An 11,711-nucleotide genomic window follows, 5' to 3' on the forward strand; every position below is an offset into this window, starting at 1 on the left:
GCCAAGACACTCACTCAACTTAGTGACTTTTGGCGGAGGCGCCGCGTTCCAAGCTGAGCTAGAGATGCACCAATTCCAATTCGTCCAGCGCCGTTGCCCCCGCCGGTGATCCTCCCCGAGCTTGCTGGCCTGACTGCGGCCCGCCAGGCCGTTCCCGCTCCCTTGAGGCCCTGGCTCCCGGCGATTGGCCTGGGGCTGGGTGGCTGGGTGGCTACCGATGTCCTGCTGCGGCTCAGCCATCTGCCCCTTTCGCCTGGATTCACCCTGGCGGGGCTGGCTCTGGGGGCTTGGTGGCTGCGACGCCCCCGCCCGATTGGACCCCCTGCCACCGATGTTCCAGGCTGGCTGGAACGGCTGGAGCAGCTGCAGCTTCAGTTTGCCCAGCTGGAGGAAGAGGGGGCTGAGGCGCACCAGCTGCGGGCAACCCAGCTGGCCGCGTTGCGGGAAGAGTTGGCACGGCCGGGCCTGATGTTGGCCCTGGTGGGCACCCAGCCCCCGGGGGCGGAGCTTCAGCCTGCGCTGGTGGAGGCCCTGCGCGGGCCCGAAACCTTGCTGCTGCATTGGGCCCATCCGCTGCCCGCCTGGAGTGCGGCCTGGTCGTGGCCGCCGCTGTTTGAGGCCTGTGATGGCTTGATCCATCACCTGCGCACGCCCCTCTCCGCCGCCGATCTGCGCTGGCTGGAAGCCCTGCCTAGCGGCCAGCCGGCCTGGTTGTTGGTGGATCGCAGCAACCAGACCCAGGAGCCGCTGGCCGCCGAGCTGGAATCTCAGCTGGGGCCTGAATTGGCCCAGCGCCTGTTGTTCTGGGATGGACAACCCCAGAGCCTGGCGGCGAGCCTCGCTCCCTTGGCGCGGCAGCTGGCCAGCACCGCCCCGGCCCTGCGTCGGGACCGCCAGCTGCGCAGGTTGCAGCAGCTCCATGGCCGCTGGCAGAGCGATCTGGAGCGGCTGCGCCGCCAGCATTTTCTGCCGCTGCAGCGCCGCACCCAGTGGCTGGTGGCTGCCGGTGTGGTGGCGGCCCCCCTGCCGAGCCTCGATCTGTTGGTGCTGGCGGTGGCCAACGGGTTGATGCTGCGGGACATGGCCCGCATCTGGAACTGCCCCTGGACCCTGGAGCAGTTGCAGGCGGCTGCCACCGAACTGGCCAAGGCCTCTCTTGCCCTCGGGGTGGTCGAGTGGAGCAGCCAGGCCCTGGCCGGGGTGGTCAAGTGGCACGGCGCCACCTGGTTGGTGGGTGGGGCGATGCAGGCCCTCAGTGCCGCCTACCTCACCCGGGTGGTGGCCCGTGCCATGGCCGACATGCTCGCCCTTTCCGTTGGCGTGCCGGAACCGGATCTGGCCGCCATCCAACGCCAGGCGCCCCTGCTGGTGTCCCGAGCTGCGGAGGCGGAAAAGCTCGATTGGGCAGCGTTCCTTGAGCAAGCACGCCAGTGGTTGCGCAGCCAGTCGGCCGCGGGTCTGCCCGCCCCTGGGGTATGACGCCCTTGCTCGAGATGGATCAGCGGGTGGTGTTTGCCTTCTCGCTCACCCTGGCGGCAGGATTGTGCACGGGGCTCGGCAGCCTGCTGGGGCTGGTGTCGCGGCGGTTCAGCCCCCGGGTGCTCACCCTGTCGCTGAGCTTCTCTGCCGGTGTTATGATCTACGTCTCCTTCGTGGAGATCTTTCCCAAGGCCCGGGAGTCGTTGGCGCTGGGACTGGGGCCGGCCGCGGGTTACGCCGCCACCGTGCTGGCTTTTTTCGCCGGCATGTTGCTGATTGCCCTGATCGACAACGCTCTGCCCTCCCACAATCTGGCTCTCACGGATGGGGATCAGTCCGGCGTGAAGTCGCAAACCCTTTTGCGCACGGGTTTGTTTTCGGCGCTGGCGATTGCCATTCACAACTTTCCAGAGGGTCTGGCCACCTTTGTGGGGGCCCTCTCCAGCCCACGCCTGGGGATTGGCATCGCCATTGCCATCGCCATCCACAACATTCCGGAGGGGCTGGCGATCTCCGCGCCCGTGTATTTCGCCACCGGCAGCCGTCGCAAGGCCTTCTGGGTGTCGTTTGCGTCGGGCCTGGCGGAGCCGATTGGCGCTGTGGTGGGGTACCTGTTTTTGCGCCCCTACCTCGGCAACACCGTGATGGGTCTGGTGTTCGCCAGTGTGGCCGGGCTGATGGTCTACATCTGCCTCGATGAGCTGCTGCCGGCCGCCCAGCGCACGGGTGCCCACCATCACCTGATGATTGCGGGAGTGACGGCGGGGATGGTGGTGATGAGCATCTCTCTGGTGTTGCTGGCCTGAGGTGAACGCCCTTCCTGCCGATCGCACCGCCCAGCAGCGCTGGCCCTGGTGGCCCCTGCTGCCGCTCTACCCCTACGGCCTCCGCCGCACCGTGGTGCGTGAGCTGATTCCCGAACAGGTCTGGAGTCTGGAGCAGCTGCAGGGGGTGTTGTACGTGGCGGTGCCGATCCGCATGACGGTGGTGCGGTTGCGCGCTGGGCTGATGCTCTACGCCCCGCTGCCGCCCACCGGTGAGGTGCGCGGGGCCCTGGCCGAGCTGGAAGCTCGCTATGGGCCGGTGCTCACGATCGTGCTGCCCACCAGCTCGGGCCTGGAGCACAAGTTGCCCCTGCCAGCCCTGGCGCGGGCCTTCCCGGCGGCGCAGGTGTGGGTGACCCCGCGGCAATGGAGCTTTCCCGTGCAGCTGCCCCTGAGCTGGCTGGGCTTTCCAGCCCAGCGCACTCGGGTGCTGTTTGAGCAGGGGCTGCCCCACACCGATGAACTGCGCTGGATCCCCCTGGGTCCGCTGGATCTGGGCCTGGGCACCTTCATGGAAGCGGCTTGCCTGCATTGCGCCAGCGGCAGCCTGCTGGTTACCGATGCCCTGGTGGCGATCAGCGCCGAGCCGCCCGAGCTGTTTGCCGCCGATCCCAGCCCCCTGCTCTTCCACGCCCGGGAGCGGGGTGACGACCCCCTGCTCGATACCCCTGAGCAACGCCGTCGCGGTTGGCAGCGCCTGGTGCTGTTTGCCTCCTACCTGCGCCCAGAGCCGTTGCAGGTGCCCGGCTGGCGGGAGCTGCTCTCCGGGCTGCTGGCCCCGGGCGTGCGGGAGAGCCGCGCCTATTTCGGGCTTTACCCCTTCCGCTGGCAGCAACACTGGCAGCAGGAATTCCGGCGGTTGGTGCCGGGCGAGGGCTCGGCCCTTCTGGTGGCGCCGGTGCTGGAGCGGTTGGTGTTCCCGCGCTGCCAGGCGGCTCTACTGGGCTGGATCCGGGCGTTGGCGGCTCATCCGGAGCTGCGCTGGCTGGTGCCGGCTCACTACGACGCGCCTGTCCCCTGCAGTCCTGAACGGCTCATGGCCCTGGCCGATGCGCTCGAGGGGCGTCCCTGGGCCCCGGACAACGGCAGCTGGGCCTATCTCGCTGGTATCGATCGCGCGTTGTTGCAGCTTGGGCTGGTGCCCAACCAACCGCTGCAATCCGAAGTGATGGAGCCAAGCCCGACGGAGTCGGATCGTTCGGAATCAGATCGTTCGCAATCAGACGAGGAGCGGCTCAGAGCCTGAGTTCACCAGGATCGGCGTCCAGCTCCGAATCCAGATCGCCACAGCCCAGCAAGCTGGTGTCAAGCTCCATGCGCTGCTCCATCTGGCGCAGGAAGTAACCGGTCATCATGGCGGAGGCCAGCAGGCCAGCCAGGTTGTCGCGGTTGGTTTGGATCTTCACTTCAAACTGCTCGCCGGGAAGCATGCCCAGCAGGCCTTGCACGTTGTGGCGAATGATGTCCTGAATGTCGCCGCTGGCCGAGCGCGCCACCCGTTGCAGCACATCCGGAGATTGCTCCTGGAGGTACTGGATCAGCGAGTTGCCGCTGATCGCTTCGTTGTCGGTGGTCAGGAACTCCGGGTTGAACATCGCCGGTGTGCGCTGCGTCCGGATTGCACCCTACCCCAGCTCTCCCGCTGCACCAGGGGGGTGGCCCAGGAGGGAGAACCGTAACCAGCCGAATCGGTTGAGCGGCCAGTAGCGCAGCACCGCCGTGCCGATCACCGCCGCTCGGGGCAGGGGGCCCCACAGGTGGGAATCCAGGCTGGCGTTGCGGTTGTCGCCCAGCACCAGCAGGTGATCCGGCGGCACCGTCAAGGGCTCCAGGTGGTAGTTCATCGGTTCGGCCGACCAATCCATCGGGGCTGGAGCACCGTTGCGCCAGAGCACCCCCTCGCGCACCTCCACCCGGTCGCCGGCTTCGGCCACCACCCGCTTGATCAGGGCGGCGTTGGGGTCGTAGCCCGCCTCGAGCAGGGCCGGCGGCGGGTGGAAGACCACCACGGAACCAATGGGCACGGGGCGATGCAGGCGGGCCCGCAGCTTCTCCACCAACACCCGGTCCTGCAGTTGCAGCGTCGGCAGCATCGAGCCGGAGGGGATCCAGCGGGGTTCCAGCACCGCCCAGCGCAGCACCAGAGCCAGCACCACCCAGGCCAGCACAGGCAAAACCTGACGGCGCAGGGCCTGCAACAGGCCGTTGGTGCTGCTGGAATTGCTGGGGGGCGTTGGGGCCAAGGGCGCAAGGGAGGATGGTTGCCCCATCCTGTATGGCCCCGGCTTGGAGTTGGCCCGTCGCAATCTGGAGGTGGCGCTACTGCTGCTCAGGACCCTGATGGCGCGGGGGCTCAGCCATGCCGTGCTTTGCCCCGGCAGCCGCTCCGGCGCCCTGGCCATGGCGGCAGGGGTGCTGGAGGGCCGCGGGCTGATCCTCCACACCGCTGTGGATGAGCGCTCCGCAGCCTTTTTTGCTCTGGGCCTTGGCCGGGCCTCGGGCCGGGCGGCTGCGGTGATCACCACCTCGGGCACGGCCGTCGCCAACCTGCTGCCGGCGGCGGTGGAAGCCGACTACGGCACCATTCCGCTGCTGCTGATCACGGCGGATCGGCCCGATCGCCTCAAGGGCTGCGGCGCTAACCAGACCGTCAATCAGGAGTGCTTCCTGGCGGCGAGTGTGCGCTGGCTAGGGCAGGGGGATGGCTCTGGCCTTGCCGCCATGGCCGATGGCGCGATCATCCAGTTGGCGGAAGCTGCCCTGCTGGCGACGGCGGCGACGGGCCAGCCGCCTGGGCCCGTGCACCTCAATCTTCCCTTCGAGGAGCCCCTCCACGCCGATGGACTCGCCCTGCTGGAGGCGGCTGATGGCTTGGAATGGCCCGAGTGCATTGGGCCTGAGTCGCGAGCGCCGGCGCCAGCTCCCCCACGCCCAGCTGGGGGGATGCCGCCCCCCGATCCGGATCGTCCCGGTGTGGTGGTGGCTGGGCCCTGGCGCGGCCTGCCCCAGCATTGGGATGCCCATGTGGAGGCGCTGCGCCGCTGGCAACGGCGCACGGGTTGGCCGGTGCTGGCCGATGGTCTGAGCGGTCTGCGCGGCCTGGCGGAGCTCGATCTGGTGGCCGGTTACGACCTGCTGCTGGATGGCTCGGATGTCAGCCTCCAGGCTCCTCAGGTGTTGCGCCTGGGGCCTCTGCCAGCGAGCCGCCGCTTGCAGCGCTGGCTCGCCGGCCTGGACGCGCAGCACTGGCTGGTGAGTGAGAGCGATCCGCGCGGACTCGATCCCCTGGGCACCGCCTGCCACCAGAGCGCAGCGGGCTTAGCGGCCTGGGTCGCCGGCTGGCCCCACGCCACCTGGCGGGGGCAGCCCAGCTCCGTGGCCCTGCAGCTGGCGGCGGCCTGGCGGCAGCGGGAGGACGCCTTGCAGGTGATGTTGAGCACGGTCCTGCCCCCCGGCAGCCCGGGGGAGCCGGCGCTGGCGCGTGCACTGGGGACTCTGCTGCCGGCGGGTCTGCCGCTCGTGATCGCCAACAGCAGTCCGGTGCGCGACTGGGAAAGTTTTGGCGACCCGGCGGCCCCAGCCAGGCCGGTTTACGGCTTCCGGGGCGCCTCTGGCATCGACGGCACCTTGTCGATCGCCTGCGGGGTGGCGGAAGCCTTGGGCCAGGCGGTGCTGCTCACTGGGGATCTGGCCCTGCTGCACGACAGCCATGGCTGGCTGTGGCGCCAGCAGCTTCACGGCCGCCTCACCGTGATCCTGATCAACAACGATGGCGGCGGCATCTTCGAGCAGCTGCCGATCCGCACCACGCCAGCCCAGGCCCTCGATTTTGAGCGGCTGTTCGCCATGCCCCAGCCGTTGGATCCCTTGGAGTTGGCGGCGGTCCATGGGGTGCCGGGGCGCAGGGTCCAGGCCGCTTCTGACTGGGAGCTCCAGCTGGCCTGGGCCCTGCAGCAGCCGTTGGCGCTGTTGGAGTGGGTTAGTGATCGGCGCGTCGATGCGGGCCGGCGGCAGGCGCTGCGCAGAATGGCCGCCGTTCCCGAGCTGCAGCCGTGACGGCCTCCTCCATCCCCTCGGCACCGGTGGCCTGGCAACCCGCAGGCTCCTACGAGGACATCCTGTTTGACCTCTGTGAGGAGGGCATCGCCCGCATCACGATCAACCGGCCCCACAAGCGCAACGCCTTCCGGCCGCGCACCGTGCAGGAGCTATGCGATGCCTTTTCGCGGGTTCGCGACAATCCCCGCGTCGGTGTGGTGCTGTTCACCGGGGCTGGCCCCGCCCCCGACGGCGGTTGGGCGTTCTGTGCCGGCGGCGACCAGAGCGTGCGCGGCGAGGGGGGTTACGTCGATGAGTCGGGTCTGCCCCGGCTCAACGTGCTCGATCTGCAGCGGCTGATCCGCAGCCTACCCAAGGTGGTGATCGCCCTGGTGGCTGGTTACGCCATCGGCGGCGGGCAGGTGCTGCATCTGCTCTGCGACCTGAGCCTGGCTGCCGAGAACGCCGTGTTTGGCCAGACCGGGCCCCGCGTGGGCAGCTTCGACGGGGGCTTTGGCGCGGGGTATCTGGCCCGGGTGGTGGGCCAGCGCAAGGCCCGTGAGATCTGGTTCCTCTGCCGCCAGTACGGCGCCCAGCAGGCCCTGGAGATGGGCCTGGTGAATGCGGTGGTGCCCCTGGCGGAGCTGGAGGCGGAGGGGGTGCGCTGGGCGTTGGAAGTGCTCCAGCACAGCCCCACGGCGATTCGCTGTCTCAAGGCCGCCTTCAATGCCGAAACCGATGGCTTGGCCGGTATTCAGGAGCTGGCCGGCCAGGCCACCCACCTCTTCTACCGAACGGCAGAGGGCCAGGAGGGCCGCAATGCCTTCCTGGAGAAGCGCTCTCCCGATTTTTCTGACGCTCCCTGGTTACCTTGAGGACCAGGGGCTCGTCAGGGCGAGGGATAGACGTTGGCGATGGAGTGGCGGCGATGGGGTGGTGGCGATGGGGTGGTGGCGATGCGGTTGCTAGGCAAGGCCCTTGGGTTTGGGCTCCTGATGGTGACGGCTGGCATGCCTGGCCGGGCTGCCCCCAACCTTCCGGCTGCCGTGATCAGCTCCCCGCCTGCCGCTGCTGATCGCTATTTCGTGCTGGATCGACGTCAGCGCCGCTTGACGGTTTTTGAGGGGGGGCAGGAACGGCGCCGCTTTCCGGTGGGGGTTGGCCGCCCCGGCTGGGAGACTCCCGTTGGCCAGTTTTCGGTGATTGAACTGGCGGTGGATCCCACCTGGGAGCACCCCGCCACCGGTCGCCGCATCCCGCCGGGCCCTGCCAATCCTTTGGGCAGCCGCTGGATCGGCTTCCATCGCGATTGCAACGGCCGCGTTGGTTTCAACGGCACGGAGCACCTGGTGGTGAAGGGCTGCGTCAGTGCAGGCTTCCATGGCACCCCCCAGCGCGACAGCGTCGGCCGGGCCGTGTCCCACGGCTGCGTGCGCCTGCTGGATGAACATGTGCGCGAGTTGTTCGAGCTGGTGCAACTCGGCACCCCCGTGACGGTGCTGCCTTAGCGGCGCCCGTAGAGTTGCGCCCACCTCGGTGCACCAGGTATGCGGATCTTGTTTGCGGCGGCCGAATGCGCGCCGATGATCAAGGTTGGCGGCATGGGAGACGTCGTTGGATCGTTGCCGCCGGCCCTTGCTGCCCTGGGCCACGACGTGCGCATCATCCTGCCGGGATACGGAAAGCTGTGGTCGAAGCTGCAGGTGTCGCCCGAGCCGATCTGGCGCGGCCACACGATGGGCAACGACTTCGCTGTTTTTGAGGCGCGCCACCCCACCAATGGCCTCACCCTGTATCTGGTGGGCCATCCGGTGTTTGATCCGGAGCGCATCTACGGCGGAGAAGACGAGGACTGGCGCTTCACATTCTTTGCCAGTGCTACTGCCGAATTCTGCTGGCATCACTGGAAGCCCCAGGTGCTGCATTGCCATGACTGGCACACCGGCATGTTGCCGGTCTGGATGCATCAGGATCCGGAGATCAGCACCGTGTTCACCATCCACAACCTGAAATACCAGGGGCCGTGGCGCTGGAAACTCGATCGCATCACCTGGTGTCCCTGGTACATGCAGGGGGACCACACGATGGCGGCGGCGCTGCTCTACGCCGATCGCGTCAATGCGGTGTCGCCCACCTATGCCATGGAGATTCGAACGCCCCAGTACGGCGAGCATCTCGATGGTCTGCTGAATTTCATCAGCGGCAAGCTGCGCGGCATCGTCAACGGCATCGACACTGAAGACTGGAATCCGGCCGTTGATGCCACCCTGCCGGCTCGGTTCTCGGCCACCGATCTGGCCCCCCGGCCTGTCAACAAACAGGCCCTGCAGGAGCGTTTCGGGCTGGCGGTGAATCCCCGTTCCTACCTGCTGGGGATGGTGAGCCGACTGGTGGATCAGAAGGGCGTTGATTTGCTGCTGCAGGTGGCCGATCGGGTGCTGGCCTACACCGACAGCCAGATCGTGGTGCTGGGCACGGGCGATCGCACCTATGAAAGTGGGCTGTGGCAGATGGCGTCGCGCCATCCCGGTCGCTTCGCCGTGTTCCTTACCTACGACGATGCCCTCTCCCGGCTGATTTACGCCGGCAGCGACGCCTTCCTGATGCCGAGCCGCTTTGAGCCCTGCGGCATCAGCCAGATGTTGGCCATGCGTTATGGCTCGATCCCGGTGGTGCGCATGGTGGGCGGTCTGGTCGACACCGTGCCCCCCAACGATCCGCTGGCTGGTAGCGGCACCGGCTACGGCTTCGACCGTTACGAGCCGATCGATTTCTACACCGCGATCGTGCGCTCCTGGGAGGCCTACCGCAACCAGGCCAGCTGGCAGGACCTGCAGCGCAGGGCCATGGCCGTGGATTTCAGTTGGGCCCGCTCGGCCCTGGCCTATGACGCCATGTACCGCGATGTCTCTGGGGTCAAGGAACCAACGCCCGAGGCGTCCGATGTGGAGCGCTTCTCCCAGGGTCAGGATGCCGACCCCAGCCGCCGCGGCCTGGCGTCGCTGCTGAAGCGCCGTTGAATCCTCTCCGGTGACGCCCCCCCGTGACGCCCCCCGTGACGCGCCCCTAGACGCCGCAAGCCCTGCGACGGACTCTGCGCCCTATCCAGCTCCTTACGAGGAGCCATGGGGGCGCCTGGCGGGCGATCTGGGTGCCGTGGTGGCTAGTTCGGGCTTGAAGCTGCGCGAGCTCTGGCGTCGCAATCGGGAGGGGGATCTCTCGGTGCCGGGGTTCTGGCCCGTCTCCTTGGCCCCCCTGTTCTGGCCGCTGCTAGTGGCCCTGGGCCTGGCCCTTGTGTTGGCGCTGATCCTGCGTTTTGCGCCCGGTCAGCACCACGCTGCGTCAGGCGTTCAACAACCTGTTCAACAACCTGTTCAAGAACAAGGTCAACAACAGGTCCCATCAGCCCTGTCACAACCTGTTTCCAAGTCTGTTTCACAAGCTGTTCAACAGCCTGGCCAGCAGCGTGCGGCGAATGTGCTCCAGCCCCCATCGCAGTCCCCATCCCCGCCCCAGTCGCCGCCCGAACCGCTGCTGGAGCTCGATCCCCTGTTGGCCCTGCTCGCCGAAGACGACCCGCAGGCCTGCATCGCCTCGGCCCGTCCGCACCCGCAGGCGAGCCGCCTCGATCTGGAGATGGCCGCCGCCTATCAGGCTCTGCTTCCGGAGCGCCGTCAACAGCTGGCCGACCACTGGCTGCAGCGCAGCCGGGAGCTGGGCTATGAACGGTTGCGGTTGCTGGATGGCAGCGGCACGGTGCTGGGCCAGGCGGCCCGGGTGGGTAGCGGCATGGTGCTGCTGGAGCTGTCCCCAGAGCCTCAGGCATGATCCTGGGCGTCGTCTCGCCCCGCACCGATGACCTTGCGCCTGGCCCAGCTGCAGGAGCTCTGGGGGATCCCCACGACTGGCTCCTTATCGGCCGCGCAAGCCGCAATCACCCTGGCTCCCCAGGCGATCTGCACCGACAGCCGTCACCTCGCCCCCGGCCAACTGTTTGTGCCACTGGCGGGCGAGCGCTTTGACGGCCACACGTTTCTTCCCGCTGCCCAGGAGCTGGGTGCCGCTGCTCTGCTGGCCCAGAACGGCCATCTCGATCTCGCTAGCCAGGAGGCGCTGATTGGGGAGGCCACCAAGGCGGGCGTTCCCCTCTGGCTGGTGCCAGACACCCTGCTGGCCTACCAGCAGCTCGCGGGCCTGTGGCGCCAGCAGCTGCAGGCGCCGGTGGTGGCGGTAACCGGTTCGGCCGGCAAAACCACCACGCGGGAGTTGATCCGGGCCGCCCTGGCTCCCCTGGGGGCGGTGAGCGCCTCTAGGGGCAACAACAACAACGACATCGGTGTCCCCCTGACGCTGCTCCAGGCCAGCTCCAACGACGCGGCTGTGGTGGTGGAGATGGGCATGCGGGGTCTGGGCGAGATCGAGCGCCTCAGCTGCAGTGCGCGCCCCGACGTGGCGGTGATCACCAACATCGGCACGGCCCACATCGGCCGGCTCGGCAGCCGCGAGGCGATCGCTACCGCCAAGTGTGAGATCACCGCCGGGCTGCGGCCCGATGGAGTGGTGGTGATCCCGGCAGGGGATCCCCTGCTGGATGCGGCCCTGGCGCGGGTGTGGCAGGGCCGGGTGGTGCGGATCGCCCTTAAGGGCGAAGGCCATGAGGCCCAGGCCGATTGGCTGGGCCGTCTGGATGCCAGTGGGGAGACGCTCGTGGTGGCAGGGGTTGTGGTGGAGGTGCCTCTGGAGGGGATCCACCACGCCCGAAACCTCATGTTGGCTCTCGCGGTGGCGCGGGAGCTGGGGCTCGAACCCGACCGCTGGCAGCCCTTGCAGGTGGATCTGCCCGGAGGTCGCAGCCGGCGTCTGGAGCTGGGTGGGGTGCTGGTGCTCGATGAGACCTACAACGCCTCACCGGAGGCGGTGCTGGCCTCGTTGGATCTTCTGGCCCGGCAACCCGGTCGCCGTTTTGCGGTGCTCGGCACGATGCTCGAGCTGGGCGAGCAGAGCCTGCACCTACACCGGCAGGTGGCCGAACGGGCCCGCCAGCTGGGCCTGGATGGCCTGGTGATCGTGGATGGGGGTGAGGAAGGGGCTGTGATGCTGGAAGCTGCAAGTGGTCTGACCCGGCTGGAGCGGGTCGCCACGCCAGAAGCTGCGGCGGCTCAGCTCAAGGGCTGGCTGGCTCCTGGAGACGTGCTGCTGCTCAAGGCGAGTCGCGGCGTGGCACTGGAGCGGTTGATTCCCCTGCTCCAGCAGCAGCGCCAGCACCTGGCTGATCCGTCATGATGGCTGTGGAGCAGCATTTCACGATGTTGTGCCTTCGGGCAGAGGCCCTGGGTGGTGGTTCACTCGGGGCCTTTCCTTTGTTGAGCG

At 68.1% G+C, this 11,711-nt stretch carries 11 protein-coding genes; 9 read left to right on the forward strand and 2 right to left on the reverse strand.

Annotated elements, in window-relative coordinates:
• Positions 1 to 105: 105 nt before the first annotated feature.
• From CJZ78_RS03435 to CJZ78_RS03445, 3 genes are read left to right on the forward strand one after another with little or no spacing between them, the layout of a single operon-like run.
• Positions 106 to 1,479: a YcjF family protein gene (locus tag CJZ78_RS03435; protein ID WP_233128453.1), complete on the forward strand. Its 1,374-nt coding sequence runs from the start codon at positions 106 to 108 to the stop codon at positions 1,477 to 1,479.
• Positions 1,476 to 2,285 carry a zinc transporter ZupT gene (gene zupT, locus CJZ78_RS03440; protein ID WP_198953834.1) on the forward strand — a complete coding sequence of 270 codons (810 nt, stop codon included), beginning with the start codon at positions 1,476 to 1,478 and terminating at the stop codon, positions 2,283 to 2,285. Before CJZ78_RS03435 ends, zupT begins: the two co-directional genes overlap by 4 nt.
• Before the next feature lies 1 nt (position 2,286).
• A complete protein-coding gene (locus CJZ78_RS03445) occupies positions 2,287 to 3,549 on the forward strand; it encodes a DUF4336 domain-containing protein (protein ID WP_094559512.1) in 1,263 nt (420 codons plus the stop codon).
• On the opposite strand, the gene CJZ78_RS03450 is transcribed toward CJZ78_RS03445, so the two are convergent.
• Both CJZ78_RS03450 and lepB read right to left on the reverse strand, forming a co-directional pair.
• Positions 3,539 to 3,898, reverse strand: coding sequence for a DUF760 domain-containing protein (locus CJZ78_RS03450; protein WP_094559513.1), 360 nt, complete (start codon positions 3,896 to 3,898; stop codon positions 3,539 to 3,541). The genes CJZ78_RS03445 and CJZ78_RS03450 overlap by 11 nt on opposite strands.
• Before the next feature lie 30 nt (positions 3,899 to 3,928).
• A complete protein-coding gene (lepB, locus tag CJZ78_RS03455) occupies positions 3,929 to 4,546 on the reverse strand; it encodes a signal peptidase I (protein ID WP_233128454.1) in 618 nt (205 codons plus the stop codon).
• Positions 4,547 to 4,589: 43 nt separating this feature from the next.
• On the opposite strand from lepB, the gene menD reads away from it, so the two are divergent.
• The 6 genes from menD to murF all read left to right on the forward strand — a co-directional run bounded on the left by menD (position 4,590) and on the right by murF (position 11,624).
• Positions 4,590 to 6,359, forward strand: coding sequence for a 2-succinyl-5-enolpyruvyl-6-hydroxy-3-cyclohexene-1-carboxylic-acid synthase (gene menD, locus CJZ78_RS03460; RefSeq protein ID WP_094559515.1), 1,770 nt, complete (start codon positions 4,590 to 4,592; stop codon positions 6,357 to 6,359).
• Positions 6,356 to 7,216 carry a 1,4-dihydroxy-2-naphthoyl-CoA synthase gene (gene menB, locus CJZ78_RS03465; RefSeq protein ID WP_094559516.1) on the forward strand — a complete coding sequence of 287 codons (861 nt, stop codon included), beginning with the start codon at positions 6,356 to 6,358 and terminating at the stop codon, positions 7,214 to 7,216. The genes menD and menB overlap by 4 nt, the downstream gene beginning before the upstream one ends.
• A 39-nt stretch (positions 7,217 to 7,255) precedes the next feature.
• Positions 7,256 to 7,849, forward strand: coding sequence for a L,D-transpeptidase (locus CJZ78_RS03470; protein ID WP_233128455.1), 594 nt, complete (start codon positions 7,256 to 7,258; stop codon positions 7,847 to 7,849).
• A 39-nt stretch (positions 7,850 to 7,888) separates the two neighbouring features.
• Entirely contained in the window at positions 7,889 to 9,361 is a 1,473-nt protein-coding gene (glgA, locus tag CJZ78_RS03475) for a glycogen synthase GlgA (protein WP_094559517.1), read from the forward strand.
• 457 nt (positions 9,362 to 9,818) lie between these two features.
• Positions 9,819 to 10,169 carry a hypothetical protein gene (locus CJZ78_RS03480; protein ID WP_094559518.1) on the forward strand — a complete coding sequence of 117 codons (351 nt, stop codon included), beginning with the start codon at positions 9,819 to 9,821 and terminating at the stop codon, positions 10,167 to 10,169.
• A gap of 27 nt (positions 10,170 to 10,196) precedes the next feature.
• Positions 10,197 to 11,624 (forward strand): UDP-N-acetylmuramoyl-tripeptide--D-alanyl-D-alanine ligase, encoded by a 1,428-nt coding sequence (gene murF, locus CJZ78_RS03485; RefSeq protein WP_094559519.1) that lies wholly within the window; start codon positions 10,197 to 10,199, stop codon positions 11,622 to 11,624.
• Positions 11,625 to 11,711: the final 87 nt, after the last annotated feature.

The organism is Synechococcus sp. 8F6 (assembly GCF_002252665.1).
In the GTDB taxonomy this organism is placed as follows: Bacteria; Cyanobacteriota; Cyanobacteriia; order PCC-6307; family Cyanobiaceae; genus Cyanobium_A.

Bases quoted from the DNA above. Each gene is read 5' to 3' on its own strand.
- CJZ78_RS03470 (WP_233128455.1), top strand. From the start codon at position 7,256: ATGGAGTGGCGGCGATGGGGTGGTGGCGATGGGGTGGTGGCGATGCGG.
- zupT (WP_198953834.1), top strand. From the start codon at position 1,476: ATGACGCCCTTGCTCGAGATGGATCAGCGGGTGGTGTTTGCCTTCTCG.
- CJZ78_RS03450 (WP_094559513.1), bottom strand. From the start codon at position 3,898: ATGTTCAACCCGGAGTTCCTGACCACCGACAACGAAGCGATCAGCGGC.
- murF (WP_094559519.1), top strand. From the start codon at position 10,197: ATGACCTTGCGCCTGGCCCAGCTGCAGGAGCTCTGGGGGATCCCCACG.
- glgA (WP_094559517.1), top strand. From the start codon at position 7,889: ATGCGGATCTTGTTTGCGGCGGCCGAATGCGCGCCGATGATCAAGGTT.